Consider the following 21,306-nt stretch of genomic DNA (forward strand, 5'->3'; position numbering starts at 1 on the left):
GGGAAAGAGCGTGCAGTTGCCTACACAACAAAAGCAGACCGCGATGCATCGCAAGCGTGCAATCAGTTCTGCGAGACATTTCTTCCTGCTGTGTTGCGCATCGGCATTTCTGACCGCGTGCGCGACGAGGCCTCCCGCCACCGCGTTCGACCGTCCGGTCACTCACGCGCTGCCTGCCACCGAGAACACGCCGCTTCGCGCAGCGCTCGCGCCGCTCGAAGCCGCTCATCCGGACGAGTCGGGTTTTCGCGTGCTATCGAGCGGCACCGACGCGTTGCAGATGCGCATTGCGCTCGCCCGCGCGGCGACCAAGACGCTCGACATGCAGTACTACATCGCCAACGAGGACACCACCGGCAAGCTGCTGCTCGGCGCGGCGCTCTATGCGGCGGATCACGGCGTGCGCGTACGCATGCTGGTCGACGACCTGAATTTCAAGGACATCGACCGCATCATGGCGGGCCTGAATTCGCACAGCAACATCGAGATTCGCGTCTTCAATCCGTTCGGCAGCGCGCGCGAAGGGGTGTTCGAGCGCACCACGAATCTCTTCACACAGATCGGCCACTTCACGCGCCGCATGCACAACAAGGCGATGATCGCGGATAACCAGTTGGCGATTGTCGGCGGCCGCAATCTCGGCGACGAATACTTCAGCGCGAGCGAGGTACTGCAGTTCCGCGACATCGACGTGCTCGCCGCCGGTCCGATCACCGCCGATGTCTCCGCGAGCTTCGACGACTACTGGAACAGCAGTCTCGCGTATCCGTTGCGTGTGCTGAACAAGCAGAAGTTCGACGCAAAGGAACTCGACCAGACGCGCGACGATCTTCGCCAGCATTGGCGCACCAACGCCGATCCGTACAACGCAAAGCCGCTGAACGCAACGCCGCTCGCCGCGCAGATCTCCAGCAGGCAACTGGGCCTGACGTGGGCGCACGCCGAGTTCAAGGCGGATGAGCCGGAGAAGATCGAGAACCCGTCGCCGGACTACGTGAGTCCGCCGCTGAAGCGGCTCGGCGAACTGATCAAGGACGCGCACAAGGATTTCCTGATCGTGTCGCCCTACTTCGTTCCGCACGAGGCGGGCGTCAAGGCGCTCAGCGAACTGACGCAGCGCGGCGTGCGCGTAGCAATCCTGACGAATTCACTCGCCGCCACCGACGCGGTCGCGGTGCAAGCCGGCTACAGTCCGTTTCGCGTGCCGCTGCTCAAGCAGGGCGTCGAGCTATATGAGTTCCGACCGCGCCAGGAAACGCCGGCCGCGGGTTTCGCGGGCTCGCGTTCGCGCGCGAGTCTGCATGCGAAGACCTTTATGATCGACCGGCGCATTCTGGTGATCGGTTCAATGAACCTCGATCCGCGCTCGGCGAATCTGAACACCGAACTCGCGCTCGTGATCCACAGTCCGCAACTGGCGGCGCAGGTGGCTGACATCTTCGACCGCGCGATCGAACCGCAACAAAGCTATCGCGTGACGCTCGCCGACGACGCGCAGCTCGCCTATCTCCGCTCGATCGGCGCGCCGCTGTCGCCGCTCGTCTGGACCGATGTGGAGAACGGCGTGCGGCGCACCTATATTTTCGACCCGCAGGCAGGGTTATACCGGAATGCGCTAACCGGGCTATTCTCCTTATTGCCGGTCAACGCAGAACTTTAAAAGCGGAGCTGAACCATGACTGAAGACGTACGAATGGAGCGCGACACGTTCGGTGAAATCGCCGTGCCGAACGCCCGTCTATGGGGCGCGCAAACGCAGCGCTCGCTGCAGAATTTCCGCATTTCCACCGAGAAGCAATCACCCGAACTGATTACCGCGCTCGCGGTGATCAAGCGCGCCGCCGCCGCGGTGAACCTGGGCCTCGGCGTGCTCGACGAAAGCAAGGCGCGCGCGATCATGCAGGCGGCGGATGAGATCATCGACGGCAAGCATCCGGAAGAGTTTCCGCTCGCCGTCTGGCAGACCGGCTCCGGCACGCAGACCAACATGAACCTCAACGAAGTGATCGCGAATCGCGCGAGCGAGCTGCTCGGCGGCGAGCGCGGCGAGGCGCGCAAGGTGCATCCGAATGACGACGTGAATCGCGGGCAATCGTCGAACGACGTGTTTCCGACTGCGATGCACGTGGCCGCCGCGCATGGCATCGTCAAACATCTCGTGCCCGCTTTGAAGACGCTGCGCGATACGCTCGACGGCAAAGCGCGCGCGTTCGCCGACATCGTCAAGATCGGCCGCACGCACTTGCAGGACGCGACGCCGCTCACGCTCGGCCAGGAGTTTTCAGGTTACGTCGCGCAGCTTGACCAGGGCATTCGCCACGTCGAATCGGCGTTGCCGCATCTGTACGAACTCGCGCAGGGCGGCACGGCGGTCGGCACCGGCCTTAACGCGCATCCGCAGTTCGCGCAGAAGGTGGCGGCGGAGATCGCGAAGCTCACCGGCGTGCCCTTCGTCACCGCGCCCAACAAATTCGAAGTGATGGCGGCCGCCGATGCACTCGTCTTCGCGCACGGCGCGCTGAAGACGGTGGCCGCGAGCCTGAACAAGATCGCGAACGACATCCGCTGGCTCGCGAGCGGTCCGCGCTGCGGCCTCGGCGAACTGTCGATTCCGGAGAACGAACCGGGCAGCTCCATCATGCCGGGGAAGGTCAATCCGACGCAGTCCGAAGCATTGACGATGCTGTGCGCGCAGGTGTTCGGCAACGACGTCGCGGTGAACATCGGCGGCGCGAGCGGCAACTTCGAACTGAACGTATTCCGGCCGATGATCGCGCACAACGTGCTGCAATCCATTCGTCTGCTGACGGACGGCGCGCGCAGTTTCAACGAGAACTGCGCGGTCGGCATCGAGCCGAATCGCGAGCGGATCGACACGCTGCTCAACGAATCGCTGATGCTGGTGACGGCGCTCAATCCGCACATCGGTTACGACAAGGCCGCGCAGATCGCGAAGAAGGCGCACAAGGAAGGCACCACGCTGAAAGCCGCGGCGCTCGCGCTCGGTCATGTCACCGAGCAGCAGTTCGACGAATGGGTGCGGCCGGGAGATATGGTCGGGCATTCGGCGCCGTAGGAACGCCTCGATGCCTCGGGCGGTTGTTGGGCGGCTCATGGTGAGTCGCCCGGTTTGCACGGTTTGCCCGGTTTGCCCGGTTTGCCCGTTTGCCCGTTTGCCCGTTTGCCCGTTTGCCCGTTTGCCCGTTTGCCCGTTTGCCCGTTTGCCCGCTTTGATTTTCGGTCTGGAAACGTGGGTTTAGTACGTGAGGTGCGTGCGCTTGTGGCTTGCACCGCTTTGAAGTCGGCGCCCGTAACCCTCGTTGCTCAGATCTTGCCCTGCGCCACTTCTTCGGGCTTCAGTTCGACGATCGCGTCGAGCGCTTCCTTCACATCCATTGCGTATCTCGCGAGGCGCTTCTGCTCGTCGGTTTCCGGTACGAACGACGGCACCTGCACCGGGCTGCCGTTCTCGTTGACCGCGACCATCACGACGAGACAGTCCGTGGTCTGCAGCAACTCCCCGCCCTTCGGATCGCCCGCCTGCACCGACACGTGGATGTGCATGCTGGTGCGTCCCGTCGCCACGACCCGCGCGCGCAATTCGACGAGGTTGCCGACCAGAATCGGCCGACGAAAACGAATGTTGCCGACGCTCACCGTCACGCAATAACGCCCCGACCAGACGGCCGCGCACGCATAGGCGGTTTCGTCGATCCATTTCATCAGCGCGCCGCCGTGCACCTTGCCGCCGAAGTTGACCGAACTCGGTTCGGCGAGAAAACGGAAGGTGGTTTCGGAACGGTCCAGCGGCGCTGCAGGATGGCTGCTCATCTTGACTCCGGTCAATCGGATGCATTGAAAGGAGGCGATTATACGAGCGCAATATTGACGGCGCGCCAATTTGTGGGATCGGCTGGTGAGGCGATAGGTGGACGAGGTGGTGCTTGTTTGGGCGGCGGCTGGGCTTGTTGAGCGCTTAAGGTCGACGACGGTGGCGACGGGTGCGGCCGCGCGCGGTGCGGCGACGCGTGCCGGAGGCTTCCTCCGACACGGAATTCCCACGATTCGATACGGCGGGTCTCGGCGCGCGAGCGTCGCGGTTCAGAGCGTTTCCAGGCCCGCGCTGTCCGCAGCAATCGCACCGCTCGCGGTCACCGACGGCGCGGCCGCCGACATAAACCGCTCGCGATAATCGAGCGGCAGCACGCCGAAGCGGTGCGGCGACGCGTGGCGCGGATTTTGACGTCGAATTTCCACTACTCGATGCGGCGGGTTCTCCGCGCGAGCATCGCGGTTCAGAGCGTTTCGAGGCGCCTGCTGTCCGCGGCAACCACGCCGCTCGCCGCCGACGACGGCGCTGCTGCCGCCGACATAAACCGCTCGCGATAATCGAGCGGCAGCACGCCGAAGCGCCGCACGAACGCGCGCCGCAAGTTCTGCTCGCTGCCGAAGCCGCAGTCGAGCGCGATCCGCTTAAGCGGCCGACGTGATTCCGCGAGCGCCCGCGAAGCCGCTTCGAGACGCAGCGCCGACACGGTTTTCGCCGGCGTGCGCCCCACTTCGTCGACGTAGCGGCGCGCGAAAGTCCGCGGCGTCATCCGCGCGCGCTCGGCGAGCCGTTCGACCGTCAAATCGTCACGCAGATGCGCGGCCATCCAGCTATGCAACGCGTCGAACGGCCCGCCCGCCGATGCCTGCGCCGCCAGCGCCGCGCTGAACTGCGACTGGCCGCCCGGCCGCTTCATGAAGACGACGAGGCGCCGTGCGGCCTGCATCGCGACTGCGTGGCCGAGGTCTTCGTCGATCAGCGCAAGCGCGAGATCGATGCCTGCGGTCACGCCTGCCGACGTCCAGACCACGCTTTCGCGCGGGGTTGTGCTGGTGTGTCCGTCTGACCCCGCGCCTGGCCCCGCGTCGCGGATGAAAATCGGATCGGCGTCGACGTGCACATTGGGAAAACGGCGCGCGAGATGCGCGGCCTCGCGCCAGTGCGTGGTCGCGCGCCGGCCGTCGAGCAGGCCCGCCGCCGCCAGGTAGAACGCACCGGTGCACACGGAGCAGATGCGGCGGGCGCGCGGCGCATTGCGCCTGATCCACGCGACGAGTTCGGGTTGCAGCGTGCAGTGCTCATCGATGGGAACGCCGGGGACGATCAGTGTGTCGATCGGCTGGGCGTCGAGCGAGTCAAGCCGTTCGGTCACGACCGGCAAGCCAGGAAAGGTCTGAAGGACGCCGCCGTCAATCGATGCAACCGTCGTGCGGTATGCGACGGGGCGGGAGTGCGGCGAGTGGGGCACGGGCGAGGCGCCGCTGGTGTTGCCGTTGGTGTTGCCGTTGGTGTTGCCGTTGCCGTTGCCGTTGCCGTTGCCGTTGCCGGAGCCGTTGCCGTTGCCGTTGCCGTTGCCGGAGCCGTTGCCGTTGCCGTTGCCGTTGCCGTTGCCGTTGCCGTTGCCGTTGCCGTTGCCGCTGCCGCTGCCGTTGCCGTTGCCAGTGCCAGCACCAGCGCCCCTACCATCCCCCCTCCCCGCGGCCATAGTCAGTTCCGCGCGCCAGAACGCTTCGAGCGGGCCGCATGCGTCGAGCAACACGAGATCGGGCGCGACGGCGAACACGATATGACGCGCGCTCATCACGCGACTCCCGACGCCGCGCGGCGCTTCAACGAGCGCGCGTAAGCCAGCGTCGCAAGCGCCGCCACGCCGAGGAGCGGAAAGGTCGCCGCATTGATCGCCGCCCAGCCGAAGCGCGCCAGCAATTGCCCGGCGAACAGCGAGCCGAGCGCGGAACACGCGAACGTGGTGAATTCGCTGGTCGCCTGCGTCCTCGCGCGCTCCGACGGCCGGTACGATTGCGCGAGCAGCGTCGAGCCGCCGACGAACATGAAGTTCCAGCCGACGCCCAGGCACGCGAGCGCGGCGTAGAAATGCGGGAGATCGGTCGAACGCAACGCGAACACGCCGCACAACGCCGACAGCGCGATGCCCGCACCGATCACCGGCAGCACGCCGAAGCGCCGGATCAGCCGCGCGGAAAACAGCGACGGCGCGAACATCCCGACCAGATGCCACTGGATGATCGCGGCGCCGTCGCCGATGCTGTGCCCGCACGCCACTGCGGCGATCGGCGTCGCGGTCATCACGAACATCATCACGGCATAGCCGAGCGCATTGTTCGCGAGCGCCGCCGCGAAGATCGGCTGCCGCACGATCTCGCGCAGAGGCCGCGCGGCGTCGTCGGAAGTGGCCGCGGCGGGCGCAGGCGCCATGTCGCGGTACAGCAGCATCAGCAGGACGATCGACGCGAGCCCGAGTCCGGTCACGAGCGCATACGAGCCCGCGAACGCGACCGGCGCGAGCCAGTCCTTGCTCCACGCGGCGAGCAGCGGACCGCACACGGCCGCGACGACGCCGCCCGTGAGCACCGTCGAGATCGCGCGGCTTTTGCCTTCGAGTCCGACCGCGTCGGCGGCGGCGAGCCGGTAGTACTGCGCGAACGCCTGAAACACACCGACGGTCGCCGGGCCCGCGCAGAACGCCCAGAAGTCGTGATGAAAGATCGCCCACACCGACACCGCGCCGCCCAGCGCGCCGACGCCCGCGCCGAGTACGAAGCCCGCGCGACGGCCGATGCGCGCCATCAGGAAGGACGCGAAGACGGTCGTGAGCGCGGCCGCGACCGTGATCAACGAGAACGGCAGTGTGGCGAGCGCCTTGTCGTCGGCGAGCGTGTAGCCGACGAGCCCGGTCAGCGTCAGATCGATCGATACCGACGATGTGTACAGCGCCTGGCAAACGGCCAGCACGCGCGCCGCCCGCCGGCCGTGGGGATCGGGGCCGCGCAGATCGGCGGCGTGGTCGGAGAAAGTCGACGCGGTGCTGGGGGTGGAAGTAGAGGCAGAAGCGGCTGGCGGCATAGGTCGGTTCCGGCGGCGGAGAGTGATCGCGGCGGTCGCTGTTCAAGCCATCGCGGCTTCCGTGGTCCAAGTGGGCCAAGTGCCTCGAGTGGCCTGAGTGGCTCGAGTGGCTCGAGTAGCGAAAGCCGCATCGTCACATGCTCACGCGTGGCAGTCATGACAATGATGCATCACTTTCTGCCATCCCGGGCCGTTTAACCAGACCGTGCGGCCGTTCCGTTACTTACGAAATGTGATGCCTTCGTCGATCGTGCCGTACATGGTCACGCTGCCGGTGCCCGCGCCCGACGTCGAACCGCCCTGCGCGCAAGCGCCCAGCAACACGATCGACGCCACTAAGGCCAAAACCATTTTCATGACTGCGTTCCTTCGAAAGACAGGCGTCGATTCTAGCTTGGCGGCGTAAGCGCACGCATGAACGCACAGGCAAGCGCCGAGCACGGTCCGTCCGCAGACGGGCCGGGTTTTCGTAGCTGCTGCATTCGACGGTTCACGTTAAGCTGAAACATCGGATGCATGCGCCGCGTAGAGTGGCCACATGACGCGTTGTGCGACCCGCGCATCGCCCGAAAGACCGAACACGGAGCGCCCCATGCCCGCCATCCTCGCAGACGAACACAACCATTTTCCAGGCTTGAGCCGGATCGGCGCGCTGCTGGCCGACCCCGGCCGCGCGGCCATGCTGTGGGCGCTGATGGACGGCAGCGCCCGCCCCGCCGGCGAACTCACGATGATCGCCGGGCTGTCGCCGTCGGCGGCCAGCGCGCATCTCGCGCGTCTCACCGACGGCGGCCTGCTCGCGCTCGAGGTGCGCGGCCGGCATCGCTATTTCCGGATTGCGTCGGCGGATATCGCGGCCTCCATCGAAGCGCTGGCCAACGTCGCGCAAGTCAGCGCGCCCCAGCGCCCCGCGCCGCGTCCGGTGCGCACGGTGCCGACCGACATGCGCTACGCGCGCACCTGCTACGACCACATGGCGGGCGAACTGTCGGTGCGGGTGTTCGAGCGGCTCGTCGGCCGCGGACTGCTGAGCCTGCAAGGGACGTCGCTCGAAGCCACGTCCGACGGCGCTGCCCGCTTCGCCGACTGGGGCATCGACGTGTCGGCGCAGCGCAGCCGTCGACGCCGCTTCGCCTGCACATGCCCGGACTGGAGCGAGCGACGCCCGCACCTCGGCGGCGCGCTCGGCGCGGCATTGCTGGATTCGTGGGCGGCGCGCGGCTGGGTCGAACGGACCGAGCGGCCGCGCATTTTGCGGATCACGCCGGCAGGTCATCGGCATTTCGACGCGTTTCTCGCGGAGTGAGCGGCGGGCAGGCGGAACGCCGAAGCGTTGACTCCGGAGCGGCTCGGCGTTGAGTCCGGGTTGGCGCGCCAAACGCAGCCGAGCCCGCCTCCACGCCTCGATCGAGACCTTTTGTTACCGCTGGTGAGACGGCCTTACAAAAGTGGGGGCCTTGAAACATGGGGCGCGGGTAGAGTGGTTCACGGATGCTGCATGTGCATCGTCCGTCGGAGAACGAATCATGAAAACCACGACCCCGCGCGAACCGTCGAGACATCGGACACTCGGCTACACGTTGCTCGCCACCGCCGCCTTCCTGTTCGCGACGCAATGCGCGCTCGCGCAGCAAGCCGCTCCCGCGCCGCAAGGCGTCGCGACGCAGGACGCCGATCCGCCGGGGCGCGTCGCGCGTCTCAACTACATGGCCGGGACCGTCACGACAGAGCCCGCCGGCGCCGCCGACTGGTCGTACGCCCAAATCAATCGGCCGCTCACCACCGGCGATCAGTTGTGGAACGACCGGAACGCACGCTCCGAGCTGCATATCGGCTCCACGGCCGTGCGTCTGGGCGAGTCCACGAGTCTCGATCTGCTCAATCTCGACGACAACAGCGCGCAGTTGAAGGTCGCGCAAGGCACGCTGTCGGCGCGCGTGCGGGAATTGCCGCCGGGCTCGTCGTATGAAATCGACACGCCGAATCTCGCGCTCGGGCTGAACGGCGCGGGCGACTACCGCGTGGACGTCGCGCCCGACGGCAGCAGCACCACCGTCACCGTGCGCAGCGGCAGCGCAACGGCGTATGGCGACGGCGCTCAGGTGCCGATCGCCGCCGGCCAGCAGTTGCGCTTTGCCGGCACCAATCTGCAGGCGCTCGCCGACAACGGCGCGCCGGGCGCCGACGCGTTCGACCAATGGGCCGCGAGCCGCGACGCCGCGGAAGACCGCTCGGTATCGGCGCGGTATGTATCGCGGGAAATTCCGGGTTATCAGGACCTCGACGCCAACGGCACGTGGCGCAGCAGTCCGCAATACGGCGAAGTCTGGGTGCCGCGCGCGACGCCCGCAGGCTGGGCGCCCTACCACGACGGCCACTGGGTGTGGCAAGCGCCGTGGGGCTGGACATGGGTCGACGACGCGCCGTGGGGTTTCGCGCCCTACCACTACGGCCGCTGGGCTTATGTCGACGATTCGTGGGCGTGGGTGCCGGGCCCTGTAGTGGTCAACGCGCCGCCGGTTTATGCGCCGGCGCTGGTGGCGTTCGTCGGCGGCGGTGGCGGCGGGGTCGACTGGGGCGTGAATCTGGCGATCGGCGGCGCGATGGCTGCGGGCGTCGCGTGGTTCCCGCTCGGCCCCGGCGAACGATGGCACCCGCAATGGGGCGGCCGCGACAACTGGAGCCCGCGCTACTACGAACGCGTCAATCGCACGACGGTGGTCAACAGCTACAACCACACCAACATCACCAACATCACCAACGTCCACAACACGTACATCAACTATCGGGCGCCGCGGGCCGTGACCGCCGTGCCCGCTACGGCTTTCGTTCACGGACAGCCGGTCGGACGGTTCGCGCAGAAGGTCGACCCGGCGCAGTGGCGCAACGCGCGGATCAACCCCGGCGCTCCGGGCATCGCGCCGGTGCGCGAGAGCTTCGGGCCCGGCCAGCGCAACGCGAATTACCGGCCGCCGGCGGGCGTCATCGGGCGTCCGGTGATGGCGACGCGCAGTCCGTCGCTGCCGCCCGCGTACCACGACGGCCTCGCGCAGCGTTTTGCGCAAAGCGGCGCGCGCGTGCCTGGCGCGGGGCAGCCGATCGTGCGGACGTCGGTGCCGGCGCACTTCGCGGGCGCGCCTGGTTCTTCGCCGATGCAAAACGTCCGGGTCGTGCAGTCGCATCTTCCCGGACGAATGCCTGGGGCGGCGGCAGGTGCGCCGGCTCCTGAGCCGGGGCTTGGCGGCCGGCCCGCGCCGGGCGCAGTTGATCGCGGGGAGCAGGCAGCGCTCCGCCCCGGCGAGGCGCCTGGCGCAGGCGAACCGCCGCATGCAGCGATGCAGCAGGGGCGGCCCGGCATGCAGGCAGTGGCGAACGGCCAGCCGGCTGGCGCGGCGGGCGCCGCGTTCAACGGCGTGCCGCGTCCGCCGCGTGAGAACGGCGGCAACGCGGCCGGGTTTGCGCGGTCACAGGACGCGGGGCGGCAAGCTGGAGCCGATGGTCGTCAGCAGCCTGCCTGGACTCAGCCGCATGTGCCGATGGCTCAGCAAGCGCAGCAGAGTTTGCAGCGCGGAGGTGAGGGATCGCAGGTGCCAAGGGTGGGGGGCGCCCAGCAAGCTCGCGGTGACGTGGATGCCGCGGGGCGGCAAGGCGGTGCACCTCGTCCGGTGCAGAATCCGGCCGTGGGACAGCAGACGCGGATCGGGCAAGGTCAAAGTCAGGGGCTGCGGCAGGATGGGCAGCCGGCGCAGCGGGACCAACGCGGGCAGGCGCTCGGGCGGCCGCAGCAGGTTCAGGAGCAGCCGCGTCAGGCGGTTCAGGCGCAGGCTGGTGGCGAAGTGCGCCCGCAACCGCGGGGGCAAGAGCCGCCTCGGCAGGAGTTTCGTCCGCAGCAGGCACAGCCGGGGGCTGAGCCGCAGCGTCAGCCGCAGGCGCAACAGCAGCCGCGTCCGGAGTTCCATCCGCAGCAGATGCAGCCGCGCCCCGAGCCGCGTCCTCAGCCGCAAGCGCAACAGCAGCCGCGTCCGGAGTTCCATCCGCAGCAGATGCAGCCGCGCCCCGAACCGCGCCCTCAGCCGCAGGCGCAGCAACAACCGCGTCCCGAGTTCCATCCGCAGCAGATGCAGCCGCGTCCAGAACCACGTCCTCAGCCGCAGGCTCAGCAGCAGCCGCGCCCCGAGTTCCATCCGCAGCAAGCGCAGCCGCGCCCCGAGCCGCGTCCTCAGCCGCAAGCGCAGCAGCAGCAACCGCGCCCCCAGCCGCAACCACAACCGCCGCACGGCGAGCAGCGTTCGGGCGGTGGCCACGACGAGCATCACCGAGGCTGAGCGCTCTCTGCTTTCCCAAACCGCAGCGTTCATCGACATAAAAAAAGCCCCCGCGATTCACATCGCAGGGGCTTTACCCTTCTCCGTACAGCGCCGCTTAAACCGCCATCGGCGCCGTCAGCGGCTCGTGATGCCGATAGCCGACTAGCGAAAAGTCCGACGGTTCGATCTTCTCGAGCCATTCCGGCTCGTACACGCCGGTCTTCGCGTAGTCCGGCACGCGATCGGAAATCGCGAGCGTCGGGCTTTCATACGGCTCGCGCTTGAGCTGCTCCTGCAGCATGGCAAGCTGATTCTCGTAGATGTGCGCGTCGCCGATAAAGTACGTGAACCAGCGCGGCGTATAGCCCGTCAGGCGGCCGACCAGATGCAGCAACGCCGCGCCCTCGGTCAGATTGAACGGCGTGCCGAGCCCGACATCGTTGCTGCGGATGTACAGGCACAGCGAAATCTCCTTGCGCGCGACGTTCGGCAGGAACTGATAAAGCAGATGGCACGCGGGCAACGCGATCTGGTCCAGCACGGCCGGGTTCCACGCATGAAACAGAATTCGCCGGTCCGACGGGTTCTGCATGATCGTGTCGAGACACTGGCGCAACTGATCGATTGCCTTGTACAGCAGCACCTTGCGGCTGCCGTTTTCGTCGAACTCCGTCACTACTTGAAAGCCGCGCGCGGTCGCGTCGGCAAGCTGCGCGCTCGCCGCGGCGTCCAGCACCTTGTACGCCGGCCATTGACGCCATTGCACGCCGTAGACATCGCCGAGATCGTCGGGCCCCTCGCGATACGGGTTGGCCAGCCACTGCGGGTTCTGGTTCGCGTTGGCGTCCCACACCTTGCAGCCGAGATCGCGGAAATCCGCCGCGCTGCGCGACGCGCGCAGGAAACCGACCAGTTCGCCCACGGCGGACTTGAACGCGAGTTTCTTCGTCGTCACCGCCGGGAAACCTTGCTGGAGATCGAAGCGCAACATGGCGCCCGGCATGCTGATCGTGCGAATGCCGGTGCGGTTCTCCTGCCACGAGCCAGTGTCGAGAATCGTGCGGACGAGGTCCAGGTATTGTTTCATGCGGGTTCCTTCGACGCGGCGCAGGCCGGCGCACGCTACAGCCGGCGTGCCGCGAGATTGAGCGGAAAACCCGATTTTACCAAGCGCGGCGACATGGCGCCGCCGCCGCGATGCGACAGACGGGAACTGATGAGCAGTGGTGAGAACAGACGGAACCAGGATCGGGGCGAGGCGAGGCGAACGCGCGCAACGCCAACACTACGCAGGCGCACCCGCAAGTCGCCGCCGCGGCGCAACTCAGCACCCGCAGCGGCGCTCATTCACAGACGCAACGCCCGGTAAAGCCCGCCCCTCAGCTCAGAGATGCGGCACCGATGCCGGCAACGTACCGTTCGGCGCCGAAAGCGGCTCGCTTTCCATATGACGCATGCCGTGCGAGCAGAGCAGCCGGTATAGCGTGACGCGCGAAATACCGAGCTCCTGCGCGGCGTCGCCAAGACGCCCGCGATGCCGCAACAGCGCGAGTTCGATAGCCTGACGCTCGGCGGCTTCGCGCGCTTGCGCGAGCGAGACCGGCACGATCTCGACGTACTCGGCCAACTCCAGATCGCGCGCCGTGATCGCGCGTCCTTCGGACATCACGATGGCTCGCCGCACGCGGTTGATCAGCTCGCGCACGTTGCCCGGCCAGCCGTAGTTGTGCAAAGCCGCGATCGCGTCGGGCGCAAAGCCGCGCAGCCGCCGGCTTGCGTCTTTCTTGAAACGTTCCAGCATGTGACGCGCGAGCAGTTCAATATCCTTGCCGCGCGCGCGCAGCGGCGGCTCGTCGATTTGCAGCACACACAGCCGATGGTAAAGATCCGAGCGGAAACGGCCTTCGATCATGGCCGCCGTCATGTCGACGTGCGTGGCGGAAATGATCCGCACGTCGACGTCGATCGCGCTATGACCGCCGAGCCGCTCGACCTTGCGCTCCTGCAGGAAGCGCAACAGGCTCGCCTGGCTTTCGAGCGGCAGATCGCCGATTTCGTCGAGAAACAGCGTGCCGCCGTTGGCCGCTTCAACGCGGCCGATCTTGCGCTGATTCGCGCCCGTGAACGCGCCGCGTTCGTAGCCGAATAGTTCGGACTGCAGCAGATGCGGCGGGATCGCGCCGCAGTTGATCGGCACGAACGGCGCATTGCGCCGCGACGAACGCTCGTGAATCGCGACCGCCGTGAGTTCCTTGCCGGTGCCCGATTCGCCGGAGATAAAGACCGGCGCATCGGTCATCGCAACTTTGCGGATGGAACGGAACAGCGCGAGCATCGCGTCGCACGAGCCGACCATTTCGCCTTCTGCGCCTTGCGATCCGTCGTTCGAAGCCGGTTCGCCGAGCGAAATCATGCCGTATGCATGGCCGACGGAATCGACGATCCGGTCGCCGGAATACGGCACGGTCACATAGTCGAAACAATAATCGCGCACGAGGCGGCGCAGCGCCGCGTCCTGGAGTTGGCCGGGCATGGTCGCGGCGACCCAGCCGACGTTCGGCATGGTCAGGCAGGATTCGAAAGCGGCGATTTCATGCGGCTGGAAATGACTGGACAGATCAAGCAGGCCACCCGCTGCCGAACCGGCGCGTACGGCCCGGCGCGCGTCGCGCGCCGATCCCACCACTTCCACATGCCAGCCACGCTGGTGAAAGCGGGTGTTCAGTTCCGCGCTTGGCTCTCGCGAAACGTAAATCAGTTGCCGCGTTGCGGGTTCCATTATTCAGATCCTCTCGTCAACGAACGTTAAGGATGATGCACGCACCTGAACCGCAATTCAGACACGCTGGCACATTCGGGATTCGCAAATAGCAAAAACCGAACGGCCATTCCATTCCGTGCGGACAGCTGATCCCCAGAAAGCGGCGTGTGTGTTTGAGACGGCCCGTTAGCGGGCTTTTTTAAATTTGAAGCTCTTTCCGAGAGCTTACTATACGCGCGCCGCTTGGAAAACAATTATGCGAATTTAATCCGGCTGCCCTTGTCCAGCAAGGCGCGCGCGGGGATAAATAAGTAATCAACTTACGAATAACCAATTGTGGGAAGCGGTTCTCTCATACATAGCGCTGGAGGTAGTTCATACCGCTGCAATTAACAGTTAATAGGTATTTTCTTCTCGCCGTTTCAGACCTGAAACGTTTACAGCCGATTCCTTTTATCGGATTGCGCGAGCAAGAAGTTGCAACCCGACCCACCAAGGGATTGCGCCCGGTGGCACGTGTTTCGCTAATTGCCTGCATCTGGAGAGTCATTATGCGAACACTTCGGTTGCGCGTCCGTCGGGCACGGATTGCAACGCATGCGGTACTTTGTCGGACGATCACGATGCCGATTCCGCGGATCGGGACTCGCGGCGCGCCACGACCGGCGCGTGCGAAAAGCGCGCGCGTGACCTTGTGGGACGAGGTCGCTCCGCCGCTACCGTTGCCGCTGCCGGCTCCGTCGGCGGCCGCGGCGCTTCGCTCAGGTAGAATCGATCCGATTACGTTCCCCCTTCCATTCGATGACGACGCTCACCCTGATCGTCGCTCGCGCCAATAACGGCGTGATCGGCCGCGACAACCAGTTGCCCTGGCGACTTCCCGAAGACCTCGCGTTTTTCAAGCGCACGACGATGGGCGCGCCCATCATCATGGGCCGCAAGACGCATGAGTCGATCGGCAGGCCGCTGCCGGGACGCCGCAACATCGTCGTGACACGCGACGCCACGCGGCGCTTCCAGGGCTGCGACGCCGCGACCACGCTCGGCGAAGCGCTGAAGCTCGCGGCGCAAGACCAGGCGCCGGAAGCGTTTCTGATCGGCGGCGCGCAGTTGTATGTGGAAGGGCTGCGTCTCGCGGACAAGCTGATCGTCACCGAGATCTCGGCCGATTTCCAGGGCGACGCGACGTTCCCCGCCGTCGACCCGGACGAGTGGGAAGAAGTCGCGCACGAAACGCATCGCGCGCACGCGCCGAACGATTTCGACTATGCGTTCGTGACGTATAAGCGCAAAAAACGCTGAGGCCGCGGCCTCATGAAGCACCGACTCGCGCCATGAAGCGAGCCATGAAGCGCGCCGTCAAAAGCGAAACGCCACGCAAGCCAGGCGTGGCGTTTTCGTCTGCGGCGCCCGTAGCGAGCGCCGCCGCAACAGTGAAACCGCTTACTGCCCCGCGATCGTCATCCGCTCGATCAGCACCGAGCCAGTCTGCTTGGTGCCTCGCGTGATGGTATCCGCGCCGATCGCGACGATATGGCGGAACATCTCCTGCAGCGTGCTCGCGACGGTGATCTCCTCGACCGGATACTGGATCTTGCCGTTCTCGACCCAGAAGCCCGACGCGCCGCGCGAATAGTCGCCCGTCACATAGTTCACGCCCTGCCCCATCAGTTCAGTCAGCAAAAGGCCGGTGCCGAGCTTGCGCAGCATCTCCTCGAAGTCGTCCTCGGGACGCGTGCTCGAACTCTGCAGCGACAGGTTGTGCGAGCCGCCGGCGTTGCCGGTGGTCTGCATGCCGAGCTTGCGCGCGGAGTAAGTGGACAGGAAATAGCCTTCGACGACGCCGTCTTTCACGACCGAGCGCTGCCGCGTGCGCACGCCTTCCTCGTCGAACGGCGCGCTGCCCATCGCGCGCGGCACATGCGGATCTTCGACGATCTGCACATGCGGGGCGAACACCGGTTTGCCGAGACTGTCGACGAGAAACGTCGTCTTGCGGTACAGCGCGCCGCCGCTCGTCGCCTGCACGAACGCGCCGAGCAGACCGGCGGCGAGCGGCGCCTCGAACAGCACCGGCACCTTGCGCGTATCCAGACCGCGCGCGCCGATGCGCGCGAGCGCCCGCTGCGCCGCGTAACGGCCAACCGCTTCCGGATCGGCAAGCTGTTCGGCGCTGCGCGTGGACGTGTACCAGTCGTCGCGCTGCATGTTGCGGCCGCTGCCGGCAATCGGCGCGCACGCAATGTAATGCCGCGAGTACGGATAGCCCGCAAGAAAGCCGCGCGACGTGGCGAGCACGAACTGCGAGTGCTGCGCCGACACGCTCGCGCCTTCCGAGTTCTTGATCTGCGGATCGGTCGCGAACGCGGCGTCTTCCGCGCGACGGGCGATTTCCACGGCTTCGTCGGCGGACAGATTCCACGGGTGATAGAGATCGAGATCGCGCGGCTCCGTTTCGAGCAGCTCGGCTTCGGCGAGGCCCGCGCAATCGTCTTCGGCCGTGAAGCGCGCGATGTTGTACGCCGCCGCGACCGTGTCCTTCAGCGCTTGCGACGAAAAATCGGAAGTGCTCGCGTTGCCGCGCTTGTTGCCGATGAACACCGTCACGCCGACCATCTTGTCGCGGTTGTGCTCGATCGTTTCGACTTCGCCGCGCCGCACGGAGACGGACAGGCCGTCGCCTTCGGAAATTTCGGTCGCCGCGTCGGTGCCGCCGAGCGACTTCGCGTGACGAAGGATGTCCGAGGCGATTTCCTTCAGTTCATCCTGGGTATGCGGAAAAAAGCGCTGCTTGACGTCCATGTCTGCTGCCATTGTCGTTGCCGTCCTTTTGGGGCCGAGCGGCCCGGGTGTTCGCCCATGCGTGTTCGCGTGCCGCGCGATTGCGTGCGCCGAATCTGCGCATGACGGGCGCATGAGCATCGTTGAAGCATCCCGCGATCATAGCAAGCTAAGCGCTCGCGCACCTGGCATTCGCAGCGCGGTTTTCCGCAGCGCGCGCGCCGCTCTATACGGCGCGGCGGCGGGCTTGCGGGGCCCGGCACGCTACAATATCGGCATGACACGCAAAACCCGCATTCAACCCATCGAATCCGCCGAGCCGGAAGTCGACGAGAACGGCTACGACCGTCCGAGCAAGTCCCAGTTGAAGCGCGAAATGCACGCGCTGCAGGAGCTGGGCGAGGCGCTGATCGCGCTGCCGAAAGACGCGCTCAAGCGCATGCCGATGCCCGAAAAGCTCGACGACGCCGTGCGCGAGGCGCGCCGCATCACCGACCACGAAGGCAAGCGCCGTCAGCTTCAGTACGTCGGCCGCGTAATGCGCTCGCTGCTCGACGACGAAACCGCCGCGCTGCGCACCGCGCTCGACACCTACAACGGCGTCAACAAGGCGGAAACGGCCAAGCTGCACTGGATCGAGCGCACTCGCGACAAGCTGCTCGCCGACGACGCCGCGCTGACCGAATTCATCCGCCAGCATCCGAACGCGGATCCGCAGCAAGGCCGCACGCTGATTCGCAATGCGCGCAAAGAGGCGCAGCAGAACAAGCCGCCGCGCTATTTCCGCGAGCTGTTCCAGTGGATCAAGAACGCGGACGGCCCCGCCGCCGCGACCGATGCCGCAGACGCAGACGCTGACGCCGAGGAAGACGACGATGACGACCGCGACGCCTGACTCGCCAGGCAATCACAAGCTCGTGCGCAATCATCCCGACGAGATCCTGATTGGCCTAGTGTCGATCAGCGACCGCGCGTCCACCGGCGTGTACGAGGACAAGGGCATCCCGGCGCTGCAGGAATGGCTCGGCGCGGCCTTGAGTTCGCCGTGGCAGGTCGTCACGCGCCTGATCCAGGACGACGCGCCGACCATCTCCGCCACGCTCGCGGAGCTCGTCGATGAAGTCGGCTGCGACCTCGTGCTGACCACCGGCGGCACCGGCCCGTCGCGGCGCGACGTGACGCCCGAGGCGACGCTTGCCGTCGCTACCAAGGAAATGCCGGGATTCGGCGAGCAGATGCGGCAGATCAGCCTGAATTTCGTGCCGACCGCGATCCTGTCGCGCCAGGTCGCGGTGATCCGCGAAACGGCGGACCACGCGGCGCTGATCGTCAATCTGCCGGGCCAGCCGAAGTCGATCAAGGAAACGCTGGAAGGCTTGCGCGATGCAGAAGGCGCGGTGAAGGTGCCGGGCATTTTCGCCGCGGTGCCGTACTGCATCGACCTGATCGGCGGGCCGTATGTCGAGACCAACGCCGAGGTCGTGAAAGCGTTCCGGCCGAAGAACGCGGTGCGCGCGCCGAGGCCGGCCTGACTTATTTCGCGCTCGCTCGCCGGTTATTCGGCGTTCATCGAGGCGTCGGGCGCCGGCGGAATGAGGAAGTGTTCGCGGTAGTACTTCAGTTCGTCGATCGACTCGTGGATGTCGGCCAGCGCCGTGTGCATCGCGCGCTTCTGGAAACCCTTGTAGATCGCGGGCTGCCAGCGGCGGCAGAGTTCCTTCAGCGTGCTCACGTCCAGATTGCGGTAGTGGAAGAACGTCTCGAGCTCGGGCATCCAGCGCGCCATGAAGCGGCGGTCCTGGCAGATCGAGTTGCCGCACATCGGCGATTTGCCGGGCGGCACGTACTGCGCGAGAAATGCGCGGATCTGTTCGGTGGCCTCGATTTCGCTGACGGTGGACGCCTTCACACGGTCGATCAACCCGGAACGACCATGCGTGTTCTGATTCCACTGGTCCATTTTGGCGAGCGTCTCGTCGCTCTGATGAATCGCGAGAACCGGACCTTCGGCCATTCTGTCCAGCGTCGAATTCGTGACCACCACGGCGATTTCGATGATGCGGTCGGAGTCCGGATCGAGCCCGGTCATTTCCATGTCCAGCCAGACGAGGTTCATGTCGCTGCGCACGAGCGGCACTGGTGCAGGGGATTGGAGGATGTCAGTCATGAAGGCAACCTTGACGGCCCGGCCGCGAGCTTGGTGAAAGCCCGGACGCCGCGGCGATCGTTCGTGTGAAATGGTTATGGATGGTTTAAGCCGGCCCCCGCTGCGACGCGGGAAGAAACATATAATTCTCGCATAGATACCACGGAATCCACGGATGCCTACCCTGTACTTCACCGTCCTGTTCGTCGTCGCCGTCGTGGCGATGGTCGGCACCAAGCTGTGGCTCGCGTCGCGGCAAATCCGCTTCGTCGCGCGCCATCGCGAGCAGGTGCCGAGCCAGTTTGCCGGCACCATCGCGCTCACCGCGCACCAGCGCGCCGCCGACTACACCGTCGAGCGCACGCGTCTCACGATGATCGAGATCGTCGTCGGCGCGGCGGTGCTGATCGGCCTCACGCTGCTCGGCGGCGTGCAGGCGCTCGATCTGGCGATCACCGACTGGCTCGGCCGCGGCTATGTCGGCCAGATTGCACTCGTCGCGGCAGTGATCGCGATCACCAGCGCGATCGATCTGCCATTCGACTACTACCGTCAGTTCGTGATCGAGCAACGCTTCGGCTTTAACCGGATGAGCAAGCGGATTTTCGTCGTCGACCGTTTGAAGGGCGTGCTGCTCGGCGCCGCGTTCGGCCTGCCGCTGCTCTTTGTCGTGCTGTGGCTGATGAACCAGGCGGGCAGCTTCTGGTGGCTGTGGACGTGGATCGTCTGGGTCGTCTTTCAGATGCTCGTGCTGGTGCTGTATCCGTCGTTTATCGCGCCGCTTTTCAACAAGTTCGAGCCGCTTAAGGACGAAGCGCTGAAAAGCCGCATCGAAGCGCTGATGAAGCGCTGCGGCTTCGCGGCCAAGGGCCTCTTCGTGATGGACGGCAGCCGCCGCTCGGCGCACGGCAATGCGTACTTCACGGGCTTCGGCGCGGCCAAGCGCATCGTGTTTTTCGACACGCTGCTCGCGCGCCTGTCGGGCAGCGAGATCGAGGCCGTGCTCGCGCACGAGCTCGGCCATTTCAAGCGTCGTCACGTGATCAAGCGGATGCTCGTCACGTTCGCGATCAGCCTCGCGATGCTCGCGCTGCTCGGCTGGCTCACGCAGCAGGTCTGGTTCTATGAAGGACTGGGCGTGAGGCCGTCGCTCATCGGCGGCAATAGCGGTCTTGCGCTCGTGCTGTTCTTCCTCGCGCTGCCGGTGTTCGTATTCTTCGTCACGCCGCTTGGCAGCCTGACTTCTCGCAAACACGAGTTCGAGGCCGACGCGTTCGCCGCCACGCAAACGGATGCGCAAGACCTCGTCAACGCGCTCGTCAAGCTGTACGAAGACAATGCGTCCACGTTGACGCCCGATCCGCTCTACACCGCGTTCTACTACTCGCATCCGCCGGCTTCGCAGCGGATCGACCGACTGTTGCGGCACGCATGAGCGGCCGCTCTCCGAAAGCGCCGCGCGCAACGTCCAGCACGCGCGTAGGCGGCCTCGTGGTGGCCGCGCATGGCCGCCACTATCTGGTCGCGCCCGAAGACGGCGGCGCGCTGCTGCAATGCTTCCCGCGCGGCAAGCGCAGCGAGGTCGCGGTTGGCGATCGCGTGATTTACGAGCCGACGTCCGCGGACCAGGGCGTGATCGTCGAAATCGGCGAGCGGCGCAATCTGCTGTATCGCTCGGATCAGTACAAGTCGAAGCTCTTCGCCGCGAACCTCGACCAGTTGCTGATCGTGCTCGCGACCGAACCGCACTTCAGCGAAGACCTGCTCGGGCGCGCGCTCGTCGCCGCCGAGGCCAACGAGCTCAAGCCGCTGATCGTGCTGAACAAGATCGACGTGACCGATTCGCTCGAAGGCGCCCGCAAACGGCTCGAGCCCTATCGTGCACTCGGCTATACGGTCCTGGAAGTGTCGATCAAGACGCAACCCGACGACGCCCGCGCGACGTTGATCGACCATTTGCACGGCCACTCGACGCTCTTGCTCGGCCAGTCGGGGATGGGCAAATCGACGCTCGTGAACCTGCTGATTCCAAACGCCGAAGTCGCCACGCGCGAGATTTCGACCGCGTTGAACAGCGGGCGCCATACGACGACGTTTACGCGGCTTTATCCGTTGCCCGGCGCGCTGCCGGGTGATGGAGGGAACGGCGGGAACGGTGCGCTGATCGACTCGCCTGGCTTCCAGGAATTCGGCCTGCATCATTTGACCGAGGGCCGGCTCGAGCGCGCGTTCCCGGAGTTCCGGCCTCTCTTGCCTAACTGCCGCTTCTACAACTGCCATCACTTGCACGAGCCCGGCTGCGCGATCCTCGAAGCGGTCGCGGACGGCCGCATCCGTCGCGAACGGCATGCGCTGTACGCGCAACTCGTGTATGAAGCCAGCCAGATCGTGCGCTGAC

The 21,306-nt window shown here is 65.9% G+C and carries 18 protein-coding genes; 9 read left to right on the plus strand and 9 right to left on the minus strand.

Features of this window, described 5'->3' with window-relative positions; genetic code table 11:
• Positions 1-43: 43 nt before the first annotated feature.
• Positions 44-1,660, plus strand: a complete 1,617-nt coding sequence (locus CUJ91_RS13210) for a phospholipase D family protein (RefSeq protein WP_114156348.1) — start codon at positions 44-46, stop codon at positions 1,658-1,660.
• A gap of 15 nt (positions 1,661-1,675) precedes the next feature.
• Positions 1,676-3,076, plus strand: coding sequence for a class II fumarate hydratase (gene fumC / locus CUJ91_RS13215; protein WP_029967823.1), 1,401 nt, complete (start codon positions 1,676-1,678; stop codon positions 3,074-3,076).
• 248 nt (positions 3,077-3,324) lie between these two features.
• Here fumC and CUJ91_RS13220 read toward each other — a convergent pair whose 3' ends face one another.
• The 5 genes from CUJ91_RS13220 to CUJ91_RS34390 form a co-directional block, all read right to left on the minus strand.
• Positions 3,325-3,831, minus strand: coding sequence for an acyl-CoA thioesterase (locus CUJ91_RS13220; protein ID WP_006052848.1), 507 nt, complete (start codon positions 3,829-3,831; stop codon positions 3,325-3,327).
• A gap of 270 nt (positions 3,832-4,101) precedes the next feature.
• A complete protein-coding gene (locus CUJ91_RS34155; RefSeq protein WP_161966576.1) occupies positions 4,102-4,257 on the minus strand; it encodes a hypothetical protein in 156 nt (51 codons plus the stop codon).
• A 38-nt stretch (positions 4,258-4,295) separates the two neighbouring features.
• A complete protein-coding gene (locus tag CUJ91_RS13225) occupies positions 4,296-5,630 on the minus strand; it encodes a GlxA family transcriptional regulator (protein ID WP_114156349.1) in 1,335 nt (444 codons plus the stop codon).
• Complete coding sequence (locus CUJ91_RS13230; protein ID WP_114156350.1) at positions 5,630-6,913, minus strand: MFS transporter; 1,284 nt, start codon at positions 6,911-6,913, stop codon at positions 5,630-5,632. Before CUJ91_RS13230 ends, CUJ91_RS13225 begins: the two co-directional genes overlap by 1 nt.
• Positions 6,914-7,132: 219 nt before the next feature.
• The gene (locus CUJ91_RS34390) at positions 7,133-7,270 is read right to left on the minus strand and encodes a hypothetical protein (RefSeq protein ID WP_165919783.1); all 138 of its coding nucleotides are present in this window, start codon (positions 7,268-7,270) and stop codon (positions 7,133-7,135) included.
• Between the two features lie 235 nt (positions 7,271-7,505).
• On the opposite strand from CUJ91_RS34390, the gene CUJ91_RS13235 reads away from it, so the two are divergent.
• Both CUJ91_RS13235 and CUJ91_RS13240 read left to right on the plus strand, forming a co-directional pair.
• A complete protein-coding gene (locus CUJ91_RS13235) occupies positions 7,506-8,219 on the plus strand; it encodes an ArsR/SmtB family transcription factor (RefSeq protein ID WP_029967826.1) in 714 nt (237 codons plus the stop codon).
• Between the two features lie 220 nt (positions 8,220-8,439).
• Entirely contained in the window at positions 8,440-11,238 is a 2,799-nt protein-coding gene (locus CUJ91_RS13240) for a DUF6600 domain-containing protein (protein ID WP_114156351.1), read from the plus strand.
• Positions 11,239-11,335: 97 nt separating this feature from the next.
• Here CUJ91_RS13240 and CUJ91_RS13245 read toward each other — a convergent pair whose 3' ends face one another.
• Positions 11,336-12,307 (minus strand): thymidylate synthase, encoded by a 972-nt coding sequence (locus tag CUJ91_RS13245; RefSeq protein WP_053858576.1) that lies wholly within the window; start codon positions 12,305-12,307, stop codon positions 11,336-11,338.
• A gap of 297 nt (positions 12,308-12,604) precedes the next feature.
• Entirely contained in the window at positions 12,605-13,999 is a 1,395-nt protein-coding gene (locus tag CUJ91_RS13250) for a sigma-54 dependent transcriptional regulator (protein WP_006052841.1), read from the minus strand.
• Between the two features lie 783 nt (positions 14,000-14,782).
• On the opposite strand from CUJ91_RS13250, the gene CUJ91_RS13260 reads away from it, so the two are divergent.
• Entirely contained in the window at positions 14,783-15,283 is a 501-nt protein-coding gene (locus CUJ91_RS13260; protein WP_114156352.1) for a dihydrofolate reductase, read from the plus strand.
• 141 nt (positions 15,284-15,424) lie between these two features.
• Here CUJ91_RS13260 and pmbA read toward each other — a convergent pair whose 3' ends face one another.
• On the minus strand, positions 15,425-16,795 hold the full coding sequence (pmbA, locus tag CUJ91_RS13265) for a metalloprotease PmbA (protein WP_053858577.1): 1,371 nt from the start codon (positions 16,793-16,795) through the stop codon (positions 15,425-15,427).
• 244 nt (positions 16,796-17,039) lie between these two features.
• On the opposite strand from pmbA, the gene yjgA reads away from it, so the two are divergent.
• Both yjgA and mog read left to right on the plus strand, forming a co-directional pair.
• Positions 17,040-17,657 carry a ribosome biogenesis factor YjgA gene (yjgA, locus tag CUJ91_RS13270; RefSeq protein ID WP_114156731.1) on the plus strand — a complete coding sequence of 206 codons (618 nt, stop codon included), beginning with the start codon at positions 17,040-17,042 and terminating at the stop codon, positions 17,655-17,657.
• The gene (mog, locus tag CUJ91_RS13275; RefSeq protein ID WP_051153924.1) at positions 17,638-18,294 is read left to right on the plus strand and encodes a molybdopterin adenylyltransferase; all 657 of its coding nucleotides are present in this window, start codon (positions 17,638-17,640) and stop codon (positions 18,292-18,294) included. The genes yjgA and mog overlap by 20 nt, the downstream gene beginning before the upstream one ends.
• A 23-nt stretch (positions 18,295-18,317) precedes the next feature.
• Here mog and orn read toward each other — a convergent pair whose 3' ends face one another.
• Positions 18,318-18,929 (minus strand): oligoribonuclease, encoded by a 612-nt coding sequence (orn, locus tag CUJ91_RS13280; protein WP_029967855.1) that lies wholly within the window; start codon positions 18,927-18,929, stop codon positions 18,318-18,320.
• A gap of 154 nt (positions 18,930-19,083) precedes the next feature.
• Between orn and CUJ91_RS13285 the strand changes: the two genes are divergently transcribed.
• Positions 19,084-20,343: a M48 family metallopeptidase gene (locus CUJ91_RS13285; RefSeq protein WP_006052835.1), complete on the plus strand. Its 1,260-nt coding sequence runs from the start codon at positions 19,084-19,086 to the stop codon at positions 20,341-20,343.
• Complete coding sequence (gene rsgA, locus CUJ91_RS13290; RefSeq protein ID WP_114156353.1) at positions 20,340-21,305, plus strand: ribosome small subunit-dependent GTPase A; 966 nt, start codon at positions 20,340-20,342, stop codon at positions 21,303-21,305. Before CUJ91_RS13285 ends, rsgA begins: the two co-directional genes overlap by 4 nt.
• Position 21,306 lies beyond the last annotated feature (1 nt).

It is taken from the genome of Paraburkholderia graminis (assembly GCF_003330785.1).
Taxonomy (GTDB): domain Bacteria; phylum Pseudomonadota; class Gammaproteobacteria; order Burkholderiales; family Burkholderiaceae; genus Paraburkholderia; species Paraburkholderia graminis.

Excerpts from the sequence above, each read along its gene's own strand:
- CUJ91_RS13220 (WP_006052848.1), bottom strand. The coding sequence starts at position 3,831 with ATGAGCAGCCATCCTGCAGCGCCGCTGGACCGTTCCGAAACCACCTTC.
- pmbA (WP_053858577.1), bottom strand. The coding sequence starts at position 16,795 with ATGGCAGCAGACATGGACGTCAAGCAGCGCTTTTTTCCGCATACCCAG.
- rsgA (WP_114156353.1), top strand. The coding sequence starts at position 20,340 with ATGAGCGGCCGCTCTCCGAAAGCGCCGCGCGCAACGTCCAGCACGCGC.
- CUJ91_RS13260 (WP_114156352.1), top strand. The coding sequence starts at position 14,783 with ATGACGACGCTCACCCTGATCGTCGCTCGCGCCAATAACGGCGTGATC.
- CUJ91_RS34390 (WP_165919783.1), bottom strand. The coding sequence starts at position 7,270 with ATGAAAATGGTTTTGGCCTTAGTGGCGTCGATCGTGTTGCTGGGCGCT.
- CUJ91_RS13285 (WP_006052835.1), top strand. The coding sequence starts at position 19,084 with ATGCCTACCCTGTACTTCACCGTCCTGTTCGTCGTCGCCGTCGTGGCG.
- orn (WP_029967855.1), bottom strand. The coding sequence starts at position 18,929 with ATGACTGACATCCTCCAATCCCCTGCACCAGTGCCGCTCGTGCGCAGC.
- CUJ91_RS13210 (WP_114156348.1), top strand. The coding sequence starts at position 44 with ATGCATCGCAAGCGTGCAATCAGTTCTGCGAGACATTTCTTCCTGCTG.
- fumC (WP_029967823.1), top strand. The coding sequence starts at position 1,676 with ATGACTGAAGACGTACGAATGGAGCGCGACACGTTCGGTGAAATCGCC.
- CUJ91_RS13230 (WP_114156350.1), bottom strand. The coding sequence starts at position 6,913 with ATGCCGCCAGCCGCTTCTGCCTCTACTTCCACCCCCAGCACCGCGTCG.
- CUJ91_RS13250 (WP_006052841.1), bottom strand. The coding sequence starts at position 13,999 with ATGGAACCCGCAACGCGGCAACTGATTTACGTTTCGCGAGAGCCAAGC.
- CUJ91_RS13225 (WP_114156349.1), bottom strand. The coding sequence starts at position 5,630 with ATGAGCGCGCGTCATATCGTGTTCGCCGTCGCGCCCGATCTCGTGTTG.
- mog (WP_051153924.1), top strand. The coding sequence starts at position 17,638 with ATGACGACCGCGACGCCTGACTCGCCAGGCAATCACAAGCTCGTGCGC.
- yjgA (WP_114156731.1), top strand. The coding sequence starts at position 17,040 with ATGACACGCAAAACCCGCATTCAACCCATCGAATCCGCCGAGCCGGAA.
- CUJ91_RS13240 (WP_114156351.1), top strand. The coding sequence starts at position 8,440 with ATGAAAACCACGACCCCGCGCGAACCGTCGAGACATCGGACACTCGGC.
- CUJ91_RS13245 (WP_053858576.1), bottom strand. The coding sequence starts at position 12,307 with ATGAAACAATACCTGGACCTCGTCCGCACGATTCTCGACACTGGCTCG.
- CUJ91_RS13235 (WP_029967826.1), top strand. The coding sequence starts at position 7,506 with ATGCCCGCCATCCTCGCAGACGAACACAACCATTTTCCAGGCTTGAGC.